Below are 21,314 nucleotides of genomic sequence, written 5' to 3' on the forward strand. Positions count from 1 at the left end.
CGCTAACCCACGATCCGCTCGGCGCGCAGCCGTTCGATGTCTGCTTCGGACAGTCCGAGGCCGGCGAGCAGCTCGTCGGTGTGCCGGCCGTACCCGACCGGCGGGCCCGGCGGCACCGCGGCGGTCCGGGAGAACCGTGGCGCGGGTGCCGGCTGGGGCGTACCCGCGACCGGCACCAGCGTGCCCCGGGCGGCCAGATGCGGGTGAGCGGCGGCCTCGGCCATCGACAGCACCGGTGTGACGCAGGCGTCGGTGCCGTCGAACACCGCAGTCCACTCGTCCCGGGTGCGGGTGGCGAAGATCCGGGCGAACGCGGCGGCCAACGCGGGCCAGCGCTCCCGGTCGTGCTGCGGAAAGTTAGCGGCGGCCACCCCGAGCCCGGACAGCAGCTGGGCGTAGAACTGCGGCTCGATCGCGCCGACCGCCATGAAACCACCGTCGCCGGTGCGGTACGTGCGGTAGAAGTGCGCCGAGCCGTCGAGCACGTTGCTCTCCCGCCGGTCCGACCAGGTGCCGGCGGCCAGCATCCCGTGGAACATCGCGGTCAGCGAGACGGCACCGTCCACCATGGCCGCGTCGATGACCTGCCCGACCCCTGAGCGCTCCCGTTCCCGCAGCGCGCAGGCGATGCCGAAGGCCAGGTACATCGCGCCGCCGCCGAAGTCGCCGACCAGGTTCAACGGCACCGGCGGTGGCAGCTCGGCCGGGCCCATCGGGTGCAGCGCTCCGGCGATCCCGATGTAGTTGATGTCGTGCCCGGCCCGCTGGGCCAGCGGCCCGTCCTGCCCCCAGCCGGTCATCCGCGCGTAGATCAGCCCCGGATTGCGTTCCTGGCAGGGTTGCGGGCCGGCGCCCAGCCGCTCCATCACGCCGGGCCGCATCCCCTCCATCAGCACGTCGGCGCCCTCCACGAGGCGCAGCAACAGGTCCACGCCCTCGGACCGCTTGAGGTCCAGTGCCACGGTGCGCCGGTGCCGGTGCCGCGGATCCGTCTCGACGCTCGCTCCCGCACCCGGCGCGGGGGCGCCCACCCGGTCGACCCGGATCACCTCGGCGCCCATGTCGGCCAGCAGCATCCCGGCGAACGGCACCGGGCCCAGCGCCGCCACCTCGATGACCCGTACCCCGTGCAGCGGCCCGGTCATGGCCCCTCCTCCGTCGTGTGCCGTGTTCATCGCAGTGCCGACACGCCGAGCAGGTGCTTGCCCAGGTGCAGGATCTGGATCTGGCTGGTGCCCTCGGGGATGGTCGCCTCCCGTGCGTCGCGGAAGTAGCGCTCCACCGGGGACTCCTCCATCAGCCCGGCCCCGCCGTGCACCTGCAACGCGAGCGTGGCCGCCTGACCGGCCGCCTCGCCGCAGTAGTACTTGGCCATCGAGCACTCGTACCGGCCCGGCAGCCCGGCGTCGAGCGTGCGGGCGGCCTGGTAGCCCAGCAGCCGGGCGGTCTCGGTGAGCGTGGCGACCTGCACCACCATCTCCTGCACCAGCTGGAACCCGGCGATCGGGCGGCCGAACTGTTCCCGGGTGCGGGCGAAGTCCACGCAGGACTCCAGGCACGCCTGGGCCAGCCCGACCGCGCCCATGGCCATGTTCAACCGGCCCAGGTTGACGCCGGACATCGCCAGGGACAGCCCCCGGCCCAGCTCGCCGAGCAGGTTGGTCGCCGGAATCCGGGTCTGGTCGAAGACCAGTTCGCAGCTGGTCGTGGCCCGCAGCGGCATGTGCGGGATGTCGTGGGCCTGGTACTCCGACTCCGTCCGGTCGACCAGGAACGCGCTGACCTCGCCGGTGTCCGGAACCCGGGCCAGCACGACCCCGAAGTCGCCGGCCAGGGCGTTGGTGATGTACAGCTTCTGCCCGTTGATGACGTAGTCGTCCCCGTCGCGCCGGGCGGTGGTGCGCAGCGCGCCGGCGTCGGAGCCCGCGTCGGGTTCGGTGAGCGCGAACCAGCCGAACCGTTGCCCGGCCAGCAGCGGTCGCAGGAACCGCTCCTTCTGCTCCGGCGTGCCGGCGGTGCTCAGCACGCGGGCCAGCATGCTCTGCACGTTGAGGGTGGTGCGCAGCGAACCCCAGCAGCGGCCGGCCTCCTGCATCAGCAGCGCCAGCACCATGTGGCTGGCGCCGTCACCGCCGTCCGCCTCCGGCACCACACCGCGCACGTACCCGAACTCGTACAGCTCGGCCAACCTGTGCCAGGGGAAGGTGCGTGCGCGTTCGTGTTCGGTCACGATCGGTGCGATCTTCGCGTCGAGGTACGAGCGCACGCTGTCGCGCAGCAGCCGCTCGTCCTCACTCAGCATGACGTCCATCGCCGCCGCCTCAGCTGAACCGGCCGCCGGTGACGTGCAGCACGTCCCCGGTGACGAATGAGGCTGCCGGCGAGGCGAGGTACAGCGCGGCGGCGGAGATGTCCTCGGGGGTGCCGAGGCGGCGGATCGAGTTGGCGCGCTGCGCCCGTTCCGCGATGGCGTCGAACTTCGGGTGCCGGCGGACGGTCTCGGTGGCGATCAGGCCGGGGGCGATCGCGTTGACCGTGATGTTGTGCTTGCCGAGCTCCTTGGCCAGCGTGCGGGTCAGGCCGACGATGCCGGCCTTGGCCGCCGCGTAGTTCGCCTGCCCCGGGTTGCCCAGGTACGCGCGGGAGCTGATGTTGATGAGCCGTCCGTAGCCGCGCTCGATCATGCCCGGCGCCACCGCCCGGCTGCACGCGAAGGTGCCGTACAGGCACACGTTGAGCACCTGGTGCCAGTCCTCGTCACTCATGGACACCAGCGGCCGGTCCACCGGAAAGCCGGCGTTGTTGACCAGGATGTCGATGCGGCCGTGCCGGGCATTCACCTCGGCGGCCATCGCGTCGATGCTCTGCCGGGACGTCACGTCCAGCACGTGCGGATGTGCGTCGACGCCATCCGCGGCGAGCTGTTCGGCACTGCGGGCGGCGGGTTCGGCGGCGATGTCGGCGACGATCACAATGGCGCCGGCCATCCCGAGTTCCCGGCTGATGGCCAGGCCCAGCCCGCCCGCTCCACCGGTGACGACGGCCACCTGACCGCGAAGCGCCTGTGTTGAAACCGAGGCCGTAGCCGTCATGTGCGGTACTCCCTGTCTTTCGGAGGTTGGTGGTCGGCCCAGGACTCGTCCTGACCGACGAGTTCGGTGCGACCGGCGAGCATTTTCGTGATCCGCTCGCAGCATTCGCGCAGCAGACGCCCGTACAAGGCGGATTGTTGTTCGTCCATCTCACTGGTGAAAGCCACGGCGGCGGCGACCAGCCGGATCTGCCCGTCCGGCCCGAAGACCGGCGCGGCGACGGTGCTGACGCCCAGCGCGTATCCCTCGTGGTCGACCGCGAAGCCCTGCTCGCGCACCCGTTCCAGGTCGCGCAGGAAGATCTCCTTGCGGGTGACGCTCTTGCTGGTGAACAGTTGCAGCCCGGTGGCCAGCGCGGCATTGACCTGCGAGGGCTGGTCGTAGGCGAGGAAGACCCGGCCGAACGAGCCGCCCTGGATCGGCACCGGCGTGCCGACCTGCAGGGTGATGCGTACCCGGTGCGGGCGCTCCAGCTTGTCGACCAGGATGATCTCCGTCAGGCTGATCCGCCGGTACAGCACGATCGTGGCGTTCATCTGGTCCAGCAGTTTCGCCAGGCTGCGCTTGGCGATGCTGACGTCGTTCATCTGGTTGGCCGCGGCGGCACCGAGTTCGACCAGTGCGGGGCCGAGTTGGTAGCCCTGTCCGGTGTCGTCAATCTGGACGAGATTCTCGGCCAGCAGGGTGCGCAGAATGTAGTAGGTGGTGCTCTTGTTCATGCCGGTGGCTTCCACCGTCTTCGCCAGCGACATTGAGTCCTGTGCCGCAAGCAGCCGCAGCACCCGTACGGCCCGTTCGATGGCGGGAACCCGATATTCCTCGGTCATGGCAGCGTCACCTCGACTCATCTGCTCACCTCTCCATTGGCCATGCGCCGTGAGATGAGCCGCTTGAGTATCTCCGAAGAGCCGTCCGCGATCTGGACCGTCCGCATGCTCTGCCACGCCTTAGCGAGCCCCACCTCGGTGGTGATGCCCATTCCGCCCAGCGTCTGCATGGCCCGGTCGATGACATCGGTGGCCATCTCCGTGGCGAACAGCTTGGCCATCGCCACCTCGGTCAGGGCGGGACGCCCGGCGTCGACCAGTTCGGCGGCGTGCAGTCCCATGAGGTGCGCCGCGTGGATCCGGGTGGCGGCATCGGCCAGCGGGAACGAGATGCCCTGGTTGTCGAACAGCCGGGTGCCGAACGTCTCCCGCTCGGTGGCGAAGTCGACCGCCAGGCCCAGCGCCCAGCGGGCCAGCCCGACGCCCTTCGCCGTGTTGTACAGCCGGCCGGTGGCGATGCCGTCCAGCCCGAGCGACAGCCCGCCGCCCGGCTCGCCGAACAGCTGCCAGTCCTCGACGCGCACCTCGTTCATCGACAGGATGGCGTGCTCGCCGCCCATCTGGCCGTACAGGCCGATGACGCTGTCCACCTGGAATCCCGGCGCGTCGGTCGGCACCAGGAACGCCGAGATGCCGCCCGCCCTGGCCCGCGCCCTCTCGGGATCGGTGACCGCGAAGACGATGGCCAGGTCGGCATGCGGCCCGTTGGAGATCCACTGCTTGACGCCGGTGAGCCGCCAGCCGCCGGCCTCGGGTACCGCCCGGGTCGACATCTGCCACACGTCCGAGCCGGCGCCGGGCTCGGACATCGCGAAGCACATGGTCTGCTCGCCGGAGAGCAGGGAGCCCAGGAAGGTGTCCCGCAGCCGCTGCCCGGCGCGGGCGAACACCACGCTCGGTCCGGTGGCCCAGTGCGCCACCACCTCGCTGCCCAGCCAGCCGCCGCTGCCGCAGAGCCGGTTGATGAGTTCCCACGCCGCGTACATGGTGACCGCGCCCTGCCCGCCGCCGCCCAGCTCCTCGGGCACGAACATCGTGTAGTACCCGGCGCGGGACGAGGCCATCCGGACCGCGCGGCGGTGCTCCTCGACGGCGGCGACGTGCCGGCCGTCCGGCCCGTACCGCTGGCGCGGGTCGGACAGCAGCGCACCGGCGTCACGGTGGCGGGCGAGGACCTCCGCGTTCAGGAAGTCGCGCAGCCCGTCCAGGATCTCCCGGGTATCCGCCGACAGCAGTTCGCTCATGCCTCACCAATCCGTTCGTAGAGCGTCGCGGTGGCCATCCCGTATCCGACGCACATGACCTGCAACCCGTACCGGCCGCCCCGGCGGCGCAGCTCGTACAGCAGGGTGGTGGCCAGCCGGGCGCCCGAGCACCCGGTGGGGTGGCCCAGCGCGATGGCGCCACCATTGACGTTGAGCCGCCCGGGATCGGCGCCTGTCTCCCGCAGCCAGGCCAGGGGGACACTGGCAAACGCCTCGTTGACCTCGTACAGGTCGATGTCGGCAAGGGTCAGTCCGGTGCGCTCCAGGATGCGCCGGGTCACCGGAATGACGCCGTGCAGCATCAGGTCGGTGTCCACGCCGACGACCTCGGTGGCCACGATCCGGGCCAGCGGTACCAGGCCGAGCCGTTGCGCCTCGGCGCCGTCGCAGACCAGCACGGCCGCCGCGCCGTCGGTGAGCTGGCTGGAGTTGCCGGCGTGGTGTACGCCGTCCGCGCCGAACGCGGGCTCCAGAGCGGCCAGGGCCGCCAGCGAGGTGTCGGGCCGGATACCCTCGTCGCGCTCGATGAGCCAGCCGGCGTCGGGCTGCTCGCCGGCGAGCAGCGCCGCGGTGAGGTCGGCGGGTACCGGCACGCACTCGTCGGCGAACCGGCCGTCCCGCCAGGCCGCCTCGGCGTTGCGGTGGCTGGCCAGGGCGAAGGCGTCCAGCTCGGCCCGGTCCAGGTGCCAGCGCGCGGCGATCCGGTCCGCCGCCACGCCCTGGTCCACCAGCGCGTACCGGCCGGTGACCGCGCCCGGTGGGGTGACGCCCGCCGCGTCGGCGCCCAGCGGTACCCGGGACATCGACTCGACGCCGGCGGCGATCACCATCCGCTGCTGGCCGCTCAGCACCGCGTGCGCCGCGAAGTGCAGCGCCTGCTGGCTGGAACCGCACATCCGGTTGACCGTCACACCGGGCACCGTGACCGGCAGGCCGGCGGCCAGCGCGGCCACCCGGGCGATGTTGCGCCCCTGCTCACCGACCGCGTTGACGCATCCGGCGATCACGTCGTCCACCGTGTCCGGCGCGATGCCGGCCCGCTGCACGAGCCGGCTCAGGGTGTAGGCCAGCAGCTCGTCCGGGCGTACCCCGCTCAGCGCCCCCCGGCGGCGGCCCAGTGGGGTCCGCAGCGCCGCCACCACCACCGCCTCCCGCGCGGGGGCGCCGGCGGCCAGCCTGGTCAACGGGAGGTCCGCGCCGTCGCCGGCCAGCGCGACGGCGGCGTGCAGGTCCTTGGCGACCATGCCGGGCGGCAGCACCTCGCGGATCTGCCGGCGGTAGTAGGCGAAGTTGCCGGTCAGCCAGGACTGCGCGGTGCCGGAGTCCAGCACCTCCAGCAGCGCCGCCTCGCCGACGCCCGCGCCGCCGCCCAGCGCCAGGGCCTCTTCCAGCACCTGGAACCCGACGTGCAGCGCCAGGTTGTTGGCCAGCTTGGCGGCCAGTCCCGCGCCGACCGGACCCACGTGGTAGATCCGGCTGCCCAGGGTGTCGAGGACCGGGCGGACGCGGGCCAGCTCGTCCGGGTCGCCGCCGACCATCAGGGTGAGTTCGCCGCTTCGGGCCCGGGCGTCACCGCCGGCCACCGCCACGTCCAGCAGCGCCACCCCGGCCGCGCCCGCCTGGGTCGCGACGTCCCGCACCGTGCCCGGCGAGATCGTGCTGTGCACCAGGATGGTGCCGCCTGGGCGCATCCCGGCCAGCAGCCCGGTCACCACGTCCCGGACCTGGGCATCGTCGTAGACGGCGACGCCCACCACGGTCGCGGCGGCGCCCACGTCGGCCAGCGAGGCCGCGACCCGGGCACCGGGCACCTCGGCCGCGGCCGACGCGTTCACGTCGTACACGACCACCGGGAACGTGCCCGCCAGGGTGCCGGCCATCGGCCGACCGATGTTGCCCAGCCCCACGAAACCGACCACGACGGCACCGTCGGCCACGGCTCAGCCCTCCACGATGGCGCCCATGGCGGCCTGGTAGGCGGCGTCCAGTTCGGCGACGTCATCGTGTTCGGCGACGACGCGGCCGCGCATCAGCACGACGCCGCCGTCGGCGACCTGGCCGAGCACGCCGATGGTCGGCGCGGCCAGCAGCACGGCGGTGCCCGACCGGGCCAGCTCCCGCACGGTGCGCAGCAGGTCGTCCACGATCAGTGGGGCCAGCCCGGTGGCCATCTCGTCGAGCAGCAGCACGCTGGGGTCGGTCATCAGCGCCCGGGCCACCACCATCATCTGCTGCTCACCGCCGGAGAGCACGCCCGCCGGCCGGTTCGCGCGGGTGCGCAGGATCGGGAAGCGGTCCAGTGCCTGCTCCACCCGCTCCGGGTCCAGGCGGAGCAGCTCGGCGCTGACCATCAGGTTCTCCCGGACGCTCATCCGGGCGAAGAGCTGCCGGCCCTGCGGAACCAGGGCGAGCCCGGACCGGGCCCGGACCCGGGTGGGCAGCGCGGAGACGTCCCGGCCGCCGAGGTACACCTGCCCGCCCGCCGGCACCGAGCCGTACAGTGCCAGGACCAGACTGCTCTTGCCGGCGCCGTTGGGGCCGACCACGAGGGTCACCCGCCCCGCCGGTACCCGCAGTTCCGTTTCGGTGAGGTTCAGCGCGCTGGCCCGTCCGTACCGGACGGTCAGGTCGGTGGCCCGTAGTCCCGTCTCACTCATCGATCCACCTGCCCGGTGCCGAAGTAGACTGCCTGCATCTCGGTGCTGGCGAGGCAGTCGCGGGGTGCGCCGTCGAAGACGACCGTGCCGCCGGCCATCAGCACCATCCGGTCGGCCATCGAGGCCACGATGTCGACGTTGTGGTCGACCAGCAGCACGGCAGTGCCGGCGGCGGCGACCGTGCGGATGGATTCGGACAGGCCGGCGATGCCGTCGGAGGCCAGCCCGGCGAAGGGCTCGTCGAGCAGCGCGATGCGCGGATGCTGCAACAGCGCGCGGGCCACCTCAAGCAGCCGCAGCTCGCCGAGGGTCAGGTCGGCGGCCAGCCGGTCGATCCGGTGCAGCCCGAGTCGGGCAGCGACCTGGCCGGCTTCCTCGCGCAGTGCCCGGCCGCCCGGGGCGACCACGCCCCGCGCCGCCGCTCCCAGCAGTGCGAGGCCGGAGGACATCCCCCGGGCGAGGCCGCCGACGATGATGTTGTCGCGGGCCGTGAGCGCGCCGGCGACCTGCGGATACTGATAGGTACGGGCCAGCCCGGCGCGACGGGCGCGGCGGGACGGCGATCCGGCCAGCGGCACCCCGCCGGCGAGTACCTGGCCGCTGTCGGGCTGCTGTTCGCCGCCGATCAGGTCGACCATCGTGCTCTTGCCCGCGCCGTTGGGGCCGACCAGCCCCACGATCTCACCGGCACCGACCGTGAACGAGGCGCCGGTGACCGCCTTGACGCCGCCGTACGACTTGGTCAGCTCTTGACAGGAGAGAATGTCAGCGTTCATCGCGTCCGCCTCTGTTGACAGCGCCGACGAGCCGGCCGGTCAGATCGCGGGCCAGCCCGATCAGGCCCTCCGGGGCGAAGATGAGCACCGCCACCACGGCGACGGCGAACAGGAGCGTCCCGGAACCCTGGAAGAAGTTGAGGTTGAAGGTGAGCTGGGTGACCAGCAGCGCACCGATGACCACACCCCACGGGCTGGACCGCCCGCCCAGGAACGGGATGAACACCGCGAGGAACGCCACCGACACCGGGATCGACTCCGGCAGGATCGACAGGTTCGCCGAGGTGAACACGGCGCCGGCCAGCGATCCGATCGCGGCGCCGATGCTCAGCGAGATGAGGGTCAGCGCGGTCACCGGCACCCCGGCCGCCTCGACGGCGACCGCGGCCTGCCCCTTGGCCCGCAGCGCGACGCCGAACGGCGAGCGGCGCAGCCGGGACAGCAGCAGCGCGACGAGCCACATCAGCACCAGCGCGATGACCACGATCTGGTCCCTGCCGAGCTCCGCGCCGAAGACGCTGAGCGACCGGGTGAGGATCACGCCCTCGGCGCCGCCGGTGACGCCGTCCGCGTCGACGAGCCACGCCTGGAACGCCTCGCTGAACAGCAGCGTCACGGCGGCCAGGTAGAAGCCGTTGAGCCGGCGGGTGGCCAGGCCCAGGAGCACGGAGATGAGCACGGCGGCGACGATGCCCAGTGGTAGCGACACCAGCAGCGGCCAGCCGGTCCGGGTGGCGACCAGGCCCAGCGCGTAGCCGCCGATCGCCGCATACGCGTTGTAAGCGATGGACAGCGAGTCGCCCATGATGAAGTGGCTGTACAGGCCGAGCCCGATCAGCCCGTACGTGACGGTGAGCACGGCGAGGTCCTGCCGGTACCCGTCGGTGCCGACCCAGGTGACGGCGAGGATCAGCAGCACGCCGGAGATGACCGGTTCGGCGAGGGGCCGCAGGCGAGTGGCGCTCATACCCGTACCCGTTTCATGAAGATCCCCTGGGGGCGGAAGGCGAAGAACAGCACGGCGGCGGCGAGCGTCGCGTAGTGCAGGGCTGCCGCGCCGAAGTAGAAGATGGCGGCCGACTGGATGGCGGCCAGGATCAGCCCGCCGGCCAGCGGCCCCCACACCGACGCGGTACCGCCGATCACCAGGGCCAGGAACGCGAAGAGGGTGTAGTCCATCGCGCTTTCGAAGATGATCCCGGATCGCGCCGCGAAGACGCTGCCGGCGAGGCCGGCCAGCACCCCGGCCAGGGTGAACGAGGTGATGCGTACCGCCCGCACCGGCAGCCCGAGGACGATGGCGGCCGGGGTGTTCTCACCGATCGCGCGCAGTCCCCGACCCATCCGGGTGCGGTAGATGAACAGCAGCAGCAACCCGAACGCCAGCGCGGTCAGCCCGACCTCCAGCGCCGCCTGCGCGGTCACCGTGGCGCTGCCCAGCCGTACCGCCCCGTCCCCGACCAGTTGTGGCCCGGGCAGCGCGGCACGGCCGAACAGCACCCCGGAGATCTGTTCGAGGGCGAACAGTGTGGCCACCAGCGCGATCACCATCGGCAGTTCCTCGTTGGCGCCCGGCTTCCACATCGGACGCACCACGAGCACCTCGGTCAGCAGCGCCAGCGCCACCGCGCCGATCACCCCGATGACAATTCCGGCGGCGGCGGGAAGCCCCCGCACGCTGGTGAAGTACGCCGAGGCAAGCCCGGCGAACACCGCGTACCCGCCGACCGCGAAGTTGAAGAATCCGGAACTCTCCCGCACCACGAACATCGCCGCGGCCAGCAGACCGAAGAAGCATCCCGTCTCGATGATCGAGACGATGACCTGTAGGGGGATCATTGGATCAAGGGTGCTTCTGGTTGATTTCGACGACGTTCATCGACGGGTCGTAGCAGTAGACCTGCCGGTACCCCTTGAACGCCCACGTGCCGGCGTCGTTGTAGGGCATCTTCATCTCGGCCAGCCGTCGCATCACGCCGTCGATGTCGTCGACCTCGATGGCGATGTGTCCGTTGATGACCGGGTGCAGCCGCAGGTCGTTGTCCCACGGCAGCGACGGGGTCGGCTTGCAGATGTGGATCTGCCGTTGGTTGGTGTCCTCGAACAGTGCGACGAAGTCGTTGCCCGTCTGCAGAGCACCCCGGCCGTCGTCGACGAACGGGAACTTCTTCTCCTGCATGCCGAACACCTTCGTGTAGAAGGCGGCCATCGCCCGGACGTCCGAGGCGGGCAGGTTGACGTGATGCAGGCTCCACGACATAGAACTCACTCCTTGGGGTGGTGGTGATGCGGGTGGTGGTGATGCGGGTCAGACCCGAAGTGGGTGACCGCCGCCGACGATCAGGGTCTCGCCGGTGATGAAGGCGCTGTCCGCGCCGCAGAAGAACCGCATGGCGCCCACGAGGTCGGCCATCCGGCCCTGCCGCTGGATGAGCTGCTTGTTGGTGATGAAGTCGCGAAGCAACTCCTCGGGCAGGTCGGCCATGGCCGACTCGGAGTCCATCGGCCCGGGGGCCAGGCAGTTGACCCGTGTCCCGTCGGGCGCGAACTCCTTCGCCAGCGCGACGGTCAGGCCACGCACGGCGAGCTTGGTGATGGCGTACACGTCGGTGGCGGCGAACCCGGACACCGACGAGATGTTGAGTACCGCACCCGCGCCGCCGCGGCTCAGGTGCGGCCGGCAGGCCCGGGCGCAGTTGACGATGCCCAGCACGTTCACGTCGAGGATCTCCCGCCAGCCGGCCGTGGAGATCTCGGTGACCGGTCGGCTCCAGGCCATCAGGTGCTTGCCGGCGTTGTTGATCAGGATGTCGAGACCGCCGAAGTGGGCCACCGCTTCGTCGACCGCGCGTTGCACCGACGTCTCGTCGGCGATGTCGCAGGCGACCCCGAGCGCCACGGTGGCCCCGAGATCAGCGGCGGCCTGCACCGCCGCCGTCTCGTCGACGTCGGCCAGGACCACCCGGGTGCCGTCGGCGACGAGCGCCTCTGCGAACGCCCGCCCGATGCCCCGGGCGCCACCGGTGATGAACGCGGTACGCGGCTGAGCTGTCGTGTCGGTCATGAGCACTGCGGCTGGTAGTCGGCCCAGTTGTCGCCGGGCTGGTTCTGCTCGGTGAAGCGGCGCAGCACGATGCCGCACAGCCCGTCGCTGCCGACGTGCTTGGTGGACGTGAAGCTCATCGTGAAGCCCTGCCGCCCCCAACTCGCCGGGAAAGCGCTGATCTGCTCAAGCCCGCCCCGCACCTGCGCCGGGCCGCTGTCCACGCCGGCCTTCTCGATCGCCTGCTTCAGCAGGTGCACGGTGTCGTAGCCCTGCGCGGCGAACGCGGTCAGCCCCAGGTACTTGTCCCCCAGCTTGGCCTTGAGCTTTTCGCCCAGCTCGATGGAGCGGGTGTTGTCGGCGGAGATGGCGCTGGCGTAGACGAGCTGCCGAAACGCGCCGGGCTTGGCGAGCTTCCAGGTGTCCGGCTGGTTGCCGATCGACGCCAGGGAGATCCGCGGCAGGTCCGGCATGATCTGGTTCGCGGTGTTGTGGAAGAGCACCTCCAGCTGTCCGCCCAGCGAGGAGACGAACAGCGCGTCGGGCTTGGCGGCGTCGATGCGGCTCACCTGCGACGCCACGTCGGTGCTGTTGAGCGGCGCCTTCTCGTTGGCGACGATGGTGACGCCGGACTTCTCGAAGATGGGCAGCAGCCCCTTGTTGAGCCCGGCCATGGTGGGCGAGTCGTCGGTGATGACGGCCAGCCGCTTGACGCCGATCTTCTCGAACGCCGCCGCATACACGGTGCCGATGTCGGTGATCGGGTTGGCCAGGATGAACGAGAACGTGTTGTTCGGCGGTTCCGCGATGGCGGTGGCGATGTTCGTCGCCGAGACGGCCACGATCTTCTCCTGCTCGACGATCGGCTTGACCTGCTGGGCCGAGGCCGACGACGAGTTCATGATGATGACGCGGGCACCGTCGCTGACGAGCTTGCGTACCACGGCCGGGGTCTGGCTGGGCTGACTGCCGTCGCTCTGGCGGATCAGCTTGAGCGATCGCCCGCCGACGCCGCCTGCCTTGTTGATCTCGTCGATGGCCAGCGAGATCCCGGTGCTCGCTTCGGCCGATGTGGCCGCGGTACCACCCGAGGTGTCCTCGACCATGCCGATGACGATGTCTCCGGACGACGAGTCGCCGGAGTCCTTGCCGTCGCCGCAGGCGGTGATCGATACGGCGAGCGTGAGTGAGGTGGCCACGATGCTCAGGCATCGCGCCGCGTGGGTACGGGACATGGTCGCTCCTGCGGGTGGGGCATTGCGGCCGGAGAGCCCTGACGAGCGACATGCGACGCCGGGCTGGGGGGTGTGGAGGAGATGAGCCGGGGGCTCCGGCTCTCGGCGTCCGAGTAGAGGACGGGAACGAACGCCAACGGTCTGTCAGCAGAACTGCGTTCAAAGCCTGTGTGGCGAACATCATCGAATGGGCCCCGTGGGTTGTCAACCCTCTTCCGGCCCCCACCTCGGCATCAGTCGAGATTCCCGGCCCTTGACGCCCATCCCTCAGCGTCCCTACTGTTCTCGAAATCAAGACGATGATCGTTCTATATACAGAACGGGCCTCATGAAACTCGGACTCAGCCTCGGACACTCAACCGGCCTGCGGGACCTCGGTGCCGTGGCCCGCCGCGCCGACGCCGCCGGCCTGGACTCGCTGTGGGTCTCGGAGGCGTACGGCTCCGACGCGGTCAGCGTGCTGGGCCACCTGTCGGCGGTGACCAGCCGCATCGGCCTGGGCACGGCGGTGCTCCAGATGCCGGCCCGCACCCCGGCCGCCACCGCGATGACCGCGCTCACCCTCGACCAGCTCAGCGACGGCCGGCTCCTGCTGGGCCTGGGCACCTCCGGCCCGCAGGTGGTGGAGGGCTGGCACGGCGTCGCCTTCGACTCCCCGCTGGCCCGAACCCGTGAGTACGTCGACATCGTGCGCGCGGCGGTGGCCCGGCGGGAACCGCTGACCTACCCTGGCGTCCACTACCCGCTGCCGTATCCGCGCCCCGACCGGGAACCACCGCGCCCACTGAAGGCCACCCTGCATCCGGTACGCCCGCGGATACCGATCCTGTTGGCGGCCAACGGCCCGCGCAACGTGGCGCTCGCCGGACAACTCGCCGAGGGCTGGCTGCCCGCCTTCTACTGCCCGGACCGGCCCGAGCTGTACCGGGACATGCTCGCCCCCGGGCTGGCCCGCCGCCCTGCGGACCTCGGCCCGCTGCGGATCGTGGCCACGGTGCACATGGCGCCCGGAGCCGACCTCGCGGCCTGCCGGGACGCGCTGCGCCCGGCGTTCGCCCTGTACCTGGGCGGCATGGGCGGACGCGGCCGCAACTTCTACGCCGACCTGGCGTCCCGGCTGGGCTACGAGGCGGCCACCCACCAGATCCAGGAGTTGTACCTGGGCGGCCACCGCGACCAGGCCGCCGGCGCGGTACCGGACGCGCTCATCGACCAGCTTGCCCTGGTGGGACCCCGCGAAAGGATCCGGGACCGGCTGGCGGCCTGGGCGGATGCCGGCGTCGACGTCATGACCCTCAAGACCACCGACGTCGACCTGGTCGCGTGGCTGGCCGCCGCGCTCTAGAAGACCCGATCAGGAGAGAGACATGCCGCTCAACGAGGCATTCATTGGCCAGGTGTTCGCGCCCACCGCGCCGTACCGGGTCAGCCAGGAGAAGATCCAGGAGTTCATCCTGGCCACCGGAGCCGCCCCTGCCCAGGACGGCCAGCCGGTGGTCCCACCCACCTTCCCCATCGTGCTGAGCCTGCCCGCCACTCGGAACACGCTGTCCGACCCGACGCTCGGTCTGGACTACAGCCGGGTGGTGCACGGGAGCCAGCGATTCCGGCACACGCGAGGCATCCAGCCCGGCGACGAGCTGACGGTGACCGTCCACATCGAACGGATCCAGTCCGGCGGGGTACACCAGATCCTCACCACTCGCAGCGAGATCGCCACCACGGGCGGCGAGCCGGTCTGTACGGCGTACTCGACGCTGGTGGAGCGGGGCACCCGGCCCCCGGGTGCCAAGCGCAGCGCGGAACCGCGACAGCCCTGGACCGTGCCCGGCCAGAAGCTTCCGGCCCGCGAGTTCACGGTCACCCGACAGGACCTGGTGCGCTACGCGGGCGCGTCGGGTGACTTCAACCCGATCCACTTCAGCGACCACGCCGCCACCCGGTCGGGACTGCCCGGCGTCATCGGGCACGGGATGCTCACCATGGCGCTGACCGCGCGGGCAGTCACCGAGTGGATCGGGGACCTGGCCGGAGTGCTCGACCACGAGACCCGGTTCATGCTGCCGCTGCTGGTGCCCGACGACGGGGGCACCACGCTCACCGTCACCGCGACGATCGGCGATCCCGACGATGCCGGCCACCGCCAGTTGGTGGCCGAGGCGACCGCCGGCGCCGCCGTTGTCGCGGTCTCCCGCCTCACCATCCGCCCAGCCGGGCGGTAACTCGCGCGTACCAGCACCGGTGGGGTCGGCCAGCTTCGGAGAACGTTCAAAGCAGGTTAGGGAGTGATGCGCTACCCCTTGTCCGTTGCCGGATCGTAACGGCCCTCCAGCCACAGCAGGAACCGGTCGGGGTGGAACTCGCGCAGCTCTTTTGAGCGCGGCTCATACCCGCCGACCTCATGGGCTTGCCCATGCTGTTCGGCAAGCTGACGGAGGCCACTGATCAATCCGGCGGGGAGTTTCGGGGTGGCCATGGGAGCAGGGCCCCGGCAAAGCCGCGGAGTGTCCGATCCCGCCCGACGTTTCATCCACCTTCCGGGAATCCCGTTCCGCTCCTTGCGGATGACCCGAGATCCCGGCCAGGGCCCCGGTCTCACCGACCCTCAGCTATCCGGCCCCGGAAGGTCGCCGCTACGCCGCCCCGCACACCGGGCAGCCGGGCGGCGGCCTGACGAATCCCCCCACCCACCCGGTCGGGGGACCTGCCCTTCAGCCCCTATGGAGCTGCCCCGTCCACGCTCCCACACCACCGACAGCACAAACGGGGCAGCTCCATAGGAACCAACACAGGGCACGCCGACCCGGCAAAGACCGACCCGGCAGGGGCCGATGGCGTCGGCAGCGCGCGCATCCCATGGGGCCTGCCAAGCCGGAGCCCCTCACGACTTTGCCGGGGCCCTGGCCATGGGAGTGTTCTTCCTGCGTCGAGCTAGTCCTTGTTCAGGTCGACGATCACGCCCTGGTCGGCGCAAGCAGTCTGCAACCCCGACATGTGAGTGGTCAACGGCCCCATGTATGCCAGCGCACCCATCTCCTGCCCCTTGGGAAGCTTACTGACCTGCCAGGCGACATCCATGAGCGCGGTTCCGTGTTCGCGGATCTTCTCGTGGCGGGAGTCTTCGAACACCTCCCGCACCTCCCGATACTGCGCTTCGGTGATCTTCTCGTCGTCGCCGATGTCTTTGCTGCCGTCGGGGCTCTTTCCGTCGCGCATGGCTTTGCAAGCGGCGACTCCGGAGTCTTCCTTGATGTAGCCGTCCCACACGACGTAGCCGATGGTGCCGATGGCGAGGACACCGATGGTTGCTGCGGCGACGACGATGATCGGCCTGCGGCTGGGTTTCGCTGGCGGCGCGGGAAAGGCGGCGGGCTGCTGTGCGGGCGGGTACGGCTGTCCGGTGGGATCAACCCACGGCTGCGGCTGCGGCTGAGGTGCCGGGATGGTGGGGGTGTGGTCGGGCTGCTGGGGAGGGTAGGTCAAGGAAGCTCCTCGTTCTGTTGCGGATTGGTCGATGGTGGTGGTTGGGATGGCTTTGGCCGGGCTGGCTGTCGGATAGGTGACTACAGGTGTGGCCGCCCGAGGGCCGGTTAGCGACGGTCGACGGAAGCGAAGCGACGTCCGATGCCGAAGCACACCGAGCAGTACGTCCAGCGGCGCAGTTTTCGGCTATTCAAGGACACCCTGGCGCAGCAGTCCGCGATATCCCGCGGTGTGGTGCGTGACCGGGTGATCGACGGCACCGCCACCGAGCGGATCGCCTGACCTCACCACCTCAAGCTGGCACCAGGTCTTACTCCCCAGCGCCGAGTTCCCAACGGGCCGCCTCGTCCATTCCTGCCTCGCCGCCACGCGGGCCGATGGACGGGGCGGCCTCTTTGTCGTTGTGCTTGCAAGAGATGCGAAAGGTGAGGTGGTCTTCGTGTGGGATTGGGTTACGGCTGTGGTGGAGGCGTGCCGGCGGCGCACTCCGGCGCAGGTAGAGGCAGGACGGGATGGGTGAGCTGCCCGCATCAGGATCTGATCATATATCCGGCCACGATGGTGGCCAGGATCAGCAGCGGCGAGGCATAGCCGGCGGCGATCAGTGCTTTCTCCCGCGCGGGCCAGGGCTCCAGGTTCTCGTCCGGTGCGAGGACGTTGGGCCATCCGTTGCGGTGGCGTGAATGCCGTAGACGATCAGCCACCAGCCGCAGGTCAGGGCGGGTTCAGCCAGTGGAAGCATTCGCCTCGACGAGTTCGGTGAATATCTCGGAGGGCTTCTTCCAGCCGTGGATCTTACGCGGTCGGTCGTTGATCTCGGAAGCCACCATCGCCAGATATTTGGGGTCGGAGGTGATCGGGACGCCCTTGGGGAAGTATTCGCGCAGGATTCGGTTGGCGTTCTCGTTGCTGCCTCGTTGCCAGGGTGAGTGCGGGCGGGCGAAGTACACCGGCAGGCCGGCTGCGGTGATCCGGGCGTGTCCGGCCATCTCCGACCCGCAGTCCCAGGTCAACGACCGGGCCAGCTGCGACGGGAGGGTTCCGGCGGCGGCGATGATCGCGTCGCCGACGGTCAGCGCGTCCCGGCCGGTCAGCGGGACCAGGACCACGAACCGGGAGGTGCGCTCCACCAGGGTCGCCACGGCGCTCTTGCCTGCCTTGCCGATGACCAGATCACCTTCCCAGTGCCCGGGGACCTGCCGCCCCTCGACCTCGGCGGGCCGTTCGTCCAGGTAGCGGGGCTCCCGGATCCGCGGTGCCGGCGCCGGACGGGCACCGCCACGGCGGGCCGTGCGGCCAGTCCGCAACCCGATCAACTCCCGCGCCAGGGTGGACACCGGCTGGGCGTACACCCACTGGTAGATCGCCTCGTGAGACACCCGGTAAGCCTGATCGTCGGGGTAGTCGAACGCCAACCGACCCGCGATCGACGCCGGCGACCAACCCAGCCGCAGCCGCTCCCGGACCACCTCCCGCAGACCCGGCACCCGCTCCACCGCCCACGTCTTCGGCCGCCGCCGCGCCACCCCCGCACCGGTGTCAGCGGCCGCAGCCCGGTAGGCGACCGGGCCGCCGCGCCGGGCGACCTCCCGCGACACCACCGACGGGTTACGGCCGATCAGGACCGCGATCTGCTTGAACTCCAAGCCTTCGGCCAGGCCACGGGATATCTCTTCCCGATCACCCAAAGTCAACATCGCACGCACGGCGGAACATCCTGCCCCACCCAAACCGCCAAGATCAAATGCTACGACTGTCTGAACTCGCCCATGACTGACATAAGAATGTGGACGGCATGCCACGCGTGCTTGACAACCGCCTCTAGGTAGCCGCTAACGAAGGACAGGGCCAGCGACCGCCGCCACAAACAGGAGCGTCGGTGACGCGGCGGCGGTGCCAAGCACAACCGCCGAGTTGATCCGGTTTTTCGCCAGGAGCCTCCGGAGCAGGACCAGACCAACCAGCAGGGTCCCGAGAAGTACCGGTGCACCGACGGAGACCCCGAAGATCAGCATGTCTTCCTGCGGTGAGTTGCCCCAGGACTCCCTCATTCCAGATTGCTGGCAAAGGAGGACGAAGTAGGCGATGATCACTAGGCCGTGCCAGCCGAGCATGACCAGGTACGCGAAAAATCGGTTCGCGGCCGACCGGCCCCTGGGCGGTGTCACCGGGCCCCGGTCGGCGGTGTCCGGCCTTTCGTTGTCGTCACACCCTACTCGTCGCACCCGGTTCCGTTCCTGTGCCGGTCGAGGTGGCAATGGTCAATGACGTCGCCGTTGCCCACCCACGATATCCACGCCTCGGCCTCGCGCAAAGCCTTCCCATCGTGACGGGGACGCCTCCGCCGAGGCAATGATGGAGCGCCCGCAGCAGCTCATCAACGGCGCCGACAGCGGCAACGTTCGGTCGTTCCGGGGGCATGCCTGAGAGCAACTGGCACCCAGCGAGCGGTGCCCCGACCCGGATAGAAACCGTCCGGTCGGGGCGCCGTTTCCCGTCGTGGTGCACCTCGTGGTGCGGGCTGGTACACCTGCCGTGCACCTGCACCGGGGCTGGCGGTGCTCTTTGAGTGGGTGTTTGCGCTGGTGGGGCGGGCGGGGCTCGAACCCGCGACCGAGGGATTATGAGTCCCCTGCTCTAACCCGCTGAGCTACCGCCCCGCTACCGCGCCGGATCGTAACCCGCGTGGTGGATCACTGACCACCACGAAACAGCCCCATCCATCCGCCCCACCGGACGGCTCATCGGTGATCCAGCACGATGGGCTACGCGAGGATAACAGCACGCAGCCGTCTATGAAGGGCGCGGCCCGGGGCGCGCGGCCCGGCGAGGACCGCCCCGGCGGTACGCCACCCGTTGGCCGGCGCACCCTGGAGGAGGGCTCGGTGAATCACCGGCCCGGCCGTGGCCGTCGGGCAGAAAGAGGGACGCCCGCCGGGGGCCGGCGGGCGTTGGTGTGGAGCTTGGCTCCCCCGTTTGGACTCGAACCAAAAACCTGCCGGTTAACAGCCGGCTGCTCTGCCAATTGAGCTACGGGGGACCGCTGTCGCCTGGTCCGGAACCCTCCGGTGCCCGGTGACGGCACAAGAATACAGGACTGCCGGGGGGTTTGGTCCAGGGGGTTACCGACCCGGCCCGACCGGGCGGGGGCCTGCGGCGGCAACTGGAAACCAGACAATTCGTCATCCTGGCACAACCAGGTATGAGCTCGGAGGAGGATGGGTAGTTAGCTGTCGACAGAGAAGATAGGCGCGAGATGATCGCCACGGGGTCCGCCCCGGGGAGACGATGGCGCGTCAGGTACGGAAGGAGCCGCCATGCGCGGAAAGATCATGTTTCTTGGCGGGCTGGCTGCGGGATTCGTCCTGGGCGCCCGTGCCGGTCGGGAAAAGTACGAGGAGCTCGTCGTCCGGGGCCGCAAGGTGCTCGACCACCCGACCGTCCAGGAGGCGGCCGGGGTCGCGCAGGCCCAGGCCAACCGGCTCTACAGCGAGGGCAAGGACAAGATCAGCCAGTCCAAGCTGGGTGAGAAGCTGAGCACCAACGGCAACGGCAACGGCACGCAGGATCTGACCGCCGCCGACAAGCCGTTCGCCGGCACGCCGGCCGCAGTCGGTGCCAAGGCGGGCAACAGCTCGTCCGGCACCACCTCGACGGGGCCGACCCCGAGCACTGCCGCCCGCCCCAAGCCGTCTGGCACGGGGACCAACGGCAGCACGCTCTGACCGACCGTACGACGACGGGCCGGCCGCCTTCGGGCGACCGGCCCGTCTGCTGTCCCTCAGGCTCAGTCCCGGCTGCTGCTGAACGCCGCGTCGAACGCGGCGGCCGGGGCGTCGAAGGCCAGTCGGCGGACGAACTGGAGCGCCTCGGGCGCCCCGACGAGGCGGTCCATCCCGGCGTCCTCCCACTCGATGGAGATGGGGCCGGCGTACCCGATGGCGTTCAGCGCGCGGAAGCAGTCCTCCCACGGCACGTCGCCGTGGCCGGTGGAGACGAAGTCCCAGCCCCGGCGCAGGTCCGCCCAGGGCAGGTGGGAGGCGAGCCGGCCGCGCCGGCCGTCGCCGGTACGCACCTTCGCGTCCTTGCAGTCGACGTGGTAGATCCGGTCGGCGAAGTCGAGGATGAAGTTCACCGGGTCCAGCTCCTGCCAGACGAAGTGCGACGGGTCCCAGTTCAGCCCGAACGCGGGCCGGTGCCCGATCGCCTCCAGGGCCCGCTTGGTCGTCCAGTAGTCGTACGCGATCTCGCTGGGGTGGACCTCGTGGGCGAACCGGACCCCCACCTCGTCGAAGACGTCGAGGATCGGGTTCCACCGGTCGGCGAAGTCCTGGTAACCGCGCTCGATCATGGCCGGCGGCACCGGCGGGAACATCGCCAGGGTGTGCCAGATCGACGAGCCGGTGAACCCGACGACCGTGTCCACGCCCAGCCTCGCCGCCGCCCGGGCGGTGTCCTTGATCTCCTCGGCGGCCCGTCGGCGGACCCCCTCGGGCTCGCCGTCGCCCCAGATCCGGGCGGGCAGGATGCCCTGGTGCCGCTCGTCGATCGGGTGGTCGCAGACGGCCTGGCCGACCAGGTGGTTGGAGATGGCGAAGACCTTCAGGTGGTGCTTCGCCAGGGTCTCCCGTTTCCGGTCGACGTACGAGTCGTCGGCGAGCGCTCTGTCGACCTCGAAGTGGTCGCCCCAGCAGGCGATCTCCAGCCCGTCGTAGCCCCACTCGGAGGCGAGCCGGCAGACCTCGTCGAACGGAAGATCGGCCCACTGGCCGGTGAAGAGCGTGATGGGTCGCGCCATTGTCCTACTCCCCTGAGGTGATGGGGGATTCCGCGTGCGGGACCGGGGCGAGGGCGACCGGCCGGGGCCGGTGCGTGGCGGACGTGGCGGGACGCCGGTGGGCGCGTGAAGGAGCGCCTGGGCCCAGCGGGTTGCGCC

Annotated in this window: 22 protein-coding genes, 2 tRNA genes and 2 pseudogenes; 5 read left to right on the forward strand and 21 right to left on the reverse strand. The window is 70.4% G+C overall.

Features of this window, described 5'->3' with window-relative positions; all coding sequences use genetic code 11:
- Positions 1-2: 2 nt before the first annotated feature.
- The 14 genes and pseudogenes from ACQPZO_RS23440 to ACQPZO_RS23505 all read right to left on the reverse strand — a co-directional run bounded on the left by ACQPZO_RS23440 (position 3) and on the right by ACQPZO_RS23505 (position 12,895).
- Positions 3-1,145: a CaiB/BaiF CoA transferase family protein gene (locus tag ACQPZO_RS23440; RefSeq protein ID WP_433344005.1), complete on the reverse strand. Its 1,143-nt coding sequence runs from the start codon at positions 1,143-1,145 to the stop codon at positions 3-5.
- 26 nt (positions 1,146-1,171) lie between these two features.
- The gene (locus ACQPZO_RS23445) at positions 1,172-2,311 is read right to left on the reverse strand and encodes an acyl-CoA dehydrogenase family protein (protein ID WP_433344007.1); all 1,140 of its coding nucleotides are present in this window, start codon (positions 2,309-2,311) and stop codon (positions 1,172-1,174) included.
- A gap of 10 nt (positions 2,312-2,321) precedes the next feature.
- Positions 2,322-3,092, reverse strand: a complete 771-nt coding sequence (locus ACQPZO_RS23450; protein WP_433344009.1) for an SDR family NAD(P)-dependent oxidoreductase — start codon at positions 3,090-3,092, stop codon at positions 2,322-2,324.
- Positions 3,089-3,940, reverse strand: a complete 852-nt coding sequence (locus ACQPZO_RS23455; protein WP_433344011.1) for an IclR family transcriptional regulator — start codon at positions 3,938-3,940, stop codon at positions 3,089-3,091. Before ACQPZO_RS23455 ends, ACQPZO_RS23450 begins: the two co-directional genes overlap by 4 nt.
- A complete protein-coding gene (locus ACQPZO_RS23460; protein ID WP_433344013.1) occupies positions 3,937-5,163 on the reverse strand; it encodes an acyl-CoA dehydrogenase family protein in 1,227 nt (408 codons plus the stop codon). The genes ACQPZO_RS23455 and ACQPZO_RS23460 overlap by 4 nt, the downstream gene beginning before the upstream one ends.
- Positions 5,160-6,359 (reverse strand): thiolase family protein, encoded by a 1,200-nt coding sequence (locus tag ACQPZO_RS23465; protein ID WP_433351178.1) that lies wholly within the window; start codon positions 6,357-6,359, stop codon positions 5,160-5,162. Before ACQPZO_RS23465 ends, ACQPZO_RS23460 begins: the two co-directional genes overlap by 4 nt.
- A gap of 51 nt (positions 6,360-6,410) precedes the next feature.
- A pseudogene (locus ACQPZO_RS23470) lies at positions 6,411-7,064 on the reverse strand (NAD(P)-dependent oxidoreductase); the annotation flags it as partial.
- Positions 7,065-7,124: 60 nt separating this feature from the next.
- On the reverse strand, positions 7,125-7,841 hold the full coding sequence (locus ACQPZO_RS23475) for an ABC transporter ATP-binding protein (protein WP_433344014.1): 717 nt from the start codon (positions 7,839-7,841) through the stop codon (positions 7,125-7,127).
- Positions 7,838-8,617 (reverse strand): ABC transporter ATP-binding protein, encoded by a 780-nt coding sequence (locus tag ACQPZO_RS23480; protein ID WP_433344016.1) that lies wholly within the window; start codon positions 8,615-8,617, stop codon positions 7,838-7,840. Before ACQPZO_RS23480 ends, ACQPZO_RS23475 begins: the two co-directional genes overlap by 4 nt.
- Complete coding sequence (locus ACQPZO_RS23485; protein ID WP_433344018.1) at positions 8,607-9,584, reverse strand: branched-chain amino acid ABC transporter permease; 978 nt, start codon at positions 9,582-9,584, stop codon at positions 8,607-8,609. Before ACQPZO_RS23485 ends, ACQPZO_RS23480 begins: the two co-directional genes overlap by 11 nt.
- Complete coding sequence (locus tag ACQPZO_RS23490; RefSeq protein ID WP_433344020.1) at positions 9,581-10,456, reverse strand: branched-chain amino acid ABC transporter permease; 876 nt, start codon at positions 10,454-10,456, stop codon at positions 9,581-9,583. Before ACQPZO_RS23490 ends, ACQPZO_RS23485 begins: the two co-directional genes overlap by 4 nt.
- 4 nt (positions 10,457-10,460) lie before the next feature.
- Positions 10,461-10,877, reverse strand: coding sequence for a VOC family protein (locus ACQPZO_RS23495; RefSeq protein WP_433344021.1), 417 nt, complete (start codon positions 10,875-10,877; stop codon positions 10,461-10,463).
- Between the two features lie 48 nt (positions 10,878-10,925).
- Positions 10,926-11,681, reverse strand: a complete 756-nt coding sequence (locus ACQPZO_RS23500; protein WP_433344022.1) for an SDR family NAD(P)-dependent oxidoreductase — start codon at positions 11,679-11,681, stop codon at positions 10,926-10,928.
- Entirely contained in the window at positions 11,678-12,895 is a 1,218-nt protein-coding gene (locus tag ACQPZO_RS23505) for an ABC transporter substrate-binding protein (RefSeq protein ID WP_433344023.1), read from the reverse strand. The genes ACQPZO_RS23500 and ACQPZO_RS23505 overlap by 4 nt, the downstream gene beginning before the upstream one ends.
- Before the next feature lie 328 nt (positions 12,896-13,223).
- On the opposite strand from ACQPZO_RS23505, the gene ACQPZO_RS23510 reads away from it, so the two are divergent.
- From ACQPZO_RS23510 to ACQPZO_RS23520, 3 genes and pseudogenes are all read left to right on the forward strand, one after another.
- Positions 13,224-14,240 carry an LLM class F420-dependent oxidoreductase gene (locus ACQPZO_RS23510; protein WP_433344024.1) on the forward strand — a complete coding sequence of 339 codons (1,017 nt, stop codon included), beginning with the start codon at positions 13,224-13,226 and terminating at the stop codon, positions 14,238-14,240.
- Between the two features lie 22 nt (positions 14,241-14,262).
- Positions 14,263-14,580 (forward strand): annotated as a pseudogene (locus ACQPZO_RS23515) (FAS1-like dehydratase domain-containing protein); the annotation flags it as partial.
- 138 nt (positions 14,581-14,718) lie between these two features.
- The gene (locus ACQPZO_RS23520; protein WP_433351180.1) at positions 14,719-15,117 is read left to right on the forward strand and encodes a MaoC/PaaZ C-terminal domain-containing protein; all 399 of its coding nucleotides are present in this window, start codon (positions 14,719-14,721) and stop codon (positions 15,115-15,117) included.
- Positions 15,118-15,188: 71 nt separating this feature from the next.
- Here the strand turns inward: ACQPZO_RS23520 and ACQPZO_RS23525 are convergent, their stop codons facing one another.
- Together ACQPZO_RS23525 and ACQPZO_RS23530 are read right to left on the reverse strand one after the other, a co-directional pair.
- Complete coding sequence (locus ACQPZO_RS23525; RefSeq protein WP_433344026.1) at positions 15,189-15,371, reverse strand: hypothetical protein; 183 nt, start codon at positions 15,369-15,371, stop codon at positions 15,189-15,191.
- A 455-nt stretch (positions 15,372-15,826) separates the two neighbouring features.
- The gene (locus ACQPZO_RS23530; protein WP_433344028.1) at positions 15,827-16,378 is read right to left on the reverse strand and encodes a hypothetical protein; all 552 of its coding nucleotides are present in this window, start codon (positions 16,376-16,378) and stop codon (positions 15,827-15,829) included.
- Between the two features lie 141 nt (positions 16,379-16,519).
- On the opposite strand from ACQPZO_RS23530, the gene ACQPZO_RS23535 reads away from it, so the two are divergent.
- Positions 16,520-16,660, forward strand: coding sequence for a hypothetical protein (locus tag ACQPZO_RS23535; RefSeq protein WP_433344029.1), 141 nt, complete (start codon positions 16,520-16,522; stop codon positions 16,658-16,660).
- A gap of 248 nt (positions 16,661-16,908) precedes the next feature.
- Here ACQPZO_RS23535 and ACQPZO_RS23540 read toward each other — a convergent pair whose 3' ends face one another.
- From ACQPZO_RS23540 to ACQPZO_RS23555, 4 genes are all read right to left on the reverse strand, one after another.
- Positions 16,909-17,082 carry a hypothetical protein gene (locus tag ACQPZO_RS23540; RefSeq protein ID WP_433344031.1) on the reverse strand — a complete coding sequence of 58 codons (174 nt, stop codon included), beginning with the start codon at positions 17,080-17,082 and terminating at the stop codon, positions 16,909-16,911.
- A 21-nt stretch (positions 17,083-17,103) separates the two neighbouring features.
- A complete protein-coding gene (locus ACQPZO_RS23545) occupies positions 17,104-18,075 on the reverse strand; it encodes an IS30 family transposase (RefSeq protein ID WP_433351182.1) in 972 nt (323 codons plus the stop codon).
- An 886-nt stretch (positions 18,076-18,961) separates the two neighbouring features.
- Positions 18,962-19,038 (reverse strand) — tRNA-Ile (locus ACQPZO_RS23550).
- A gap of 304 nt (positions 19,039-19,342) precedes the next feature.
- Positions 19,343-19,418 (reverse strand) — tRNA-Asn (locus tag ACQPZO_RS23555).
- 277 nt (positions 19,419-19,695) lie between these two features.
- On the opposite strand from ACQPZO_RS23555, the gene ACQPZO_RS23560 reads away from it, so the two are divergent.
- Positions 19,696-20,103 (forward strand): hypothetical protein, encoded by a 408-nt coding sequence (locus ACQPZO_RS23560; RefSeq protein ID WP_433344033.1) that lies wholly within the window; start codon positions 19,696-19,698, stop codon positions 20,101-20,103.
- 62 nt (positions 20,104-20,165) lie between these two features.
- Here ACQPZO_RS23560 and ACQPZO_RS23565 read toward each other — a convergent pair whose 3' ends face one another.
- Entirely contained in the window at positions 20,166-21,176 is a 1,011-nt protein-coding gene (locus ACQPZO_RS23565; protein ID WP_433344035.1) for a sugar phosphate isomerase/epimerase family protein, read from the reverse strand.
- Positions 21,177-21,314: the final 138 nt, after the last annotated feature.

The sequence above is a fragment of the Micromonospora sp. CA-111912 genome (genome assembly GCF_050948415.1).
Taxonomy (GTDB): domain Bacteria; phylum Actinomycetota; class Actinomycetes; order Mycobacteriales; family Micromonosporaceae; genus Micromonospora.

Coding starts and splice junctions, on each gene's coding strand:
- ACQPZO_RS23545 (WP_433351182.1), bottom strand. CDS start 18,075: ATGTTGACTTTGGGTGATCGGGAAGAGATATCCCGTGGCCTGGCCGAA.
- ACQPZO_RS23480 (WP_433344016.1), bottom strand. CDS start 8,617: ATGAACGCTGACATTCTCTCCTGTCAAGAGCTGACCAAGTCGTACGGC.
- ACQPZO_RS23525 (WP_433344026.1), bottom strand. CDS start 15,371: ATGGCCACCCCGAAACTCCCCGCCGGATTGATCAGTGGCCTCCGTCAG.
- ACQPZO_RS23560 (WP_433344033.1), top strand. CDS start 19,696: ATGCGCGGAAAGATCATGTTTCTTGGCGGGCTGGCTGCGGGATTCGTC.
- ACQPZO_RS23510 (WP_433344024.1), top strand. CDS start 13,224: ATGAAACTCGGACTCAGCCTCGGACACTCAACCGGCCTGCGGGACCTC.
- ACQPZO_RS23565 (WP_433344035.1), bottom strand. CDS start 21,176: ATGGCGCGACCCATCACGCTCTTCACCGGCCAGTGGGCCGATCTTCCG.
- ACQPZO_RS23445 (WP_433344007.1), bottom strand. CDS start 2,311: ATGGACGTCATGCTGAGTGAGGACGAGCGGCTGCTGCGCGACAGCGTG.
- ACQPZO_RS23505 (WP_433344023.1), bottom strand. CDS start 12,895: ATGTCCCGTACCCACGCGGCGCGATGCCTGAGCATCGTGGCCACCTCA.
- ACQPZO_RS23500 (WP_433344022.1), bottom strand. CDS start 11,681: ATGACCGACACGACAGCTCAGCCGCGTACCGCGTTCATCACCGGTGGC.
- ACQPZO_RS23460 (WP_433344013.1), bottom strand. CDS start 5,163: ATGAGCGAACTGCTGTCGGCGGATACCCGGGAGATCCTGGACGGGCTG.
- ACQPZO_RS23535 (WP_433344029.1), top strand. CDS start 16,520: ATGCCGAAGCACACCGAGCAGTACGTCCAGCGGCGCAGTTTTCGGCTA.
- ACQPZO_RS23450 (WP_433344009.1), bottom strand. CDS start 3,092: ATGACGGCTACGGCCTCGGTTTCAACACAGGCGCTTCGCGGTCAGGTG.
- ACQPZO_RS23455 (WP_433344011.1), bottom strand. CDS start 3,940: ATGAGTCGAGGTGACGCTGCCATGACCGAGGAATATCGGGTTCCCGCC.
- ACQPZO_RS23475 (WP_433344014.1), bottom strand. CDS start 7,841: ATGAGTGAGACGGGACTACGGGCCACCGACCTGACCGTCCGGTACGGA.
- ACQPZO_RS23490 (WP_433344020.1), bottom strand. CDS start 10,456: ATGATCCCCCTACAGGTCATCGTCTCGATCATCGAGACGGGATGCTTC.
- ACQPZO_RS23440 (WP_433344005.1), bottom strand. CDS start 1,145: ATGACCGGGCCGCTGCACGGGGTACGGGTCATCGAGGTGGCGGCGCTG.
- ACQPZO_RS23495 (WP_433344021.1), bottom strand. CDS start 10,877: ATGTCGTGGAGCCTGCATCACGTCAACCTGCCCGCCTCGGACGTCCGG.
- ACQPZO_RS23485 (WP_433344018.1), bottom strand. CDS start 9,584: ATGAGCGCCACTCGCCTGCGGCCCCTCGCCGAACCGGTCATCTCCGGC.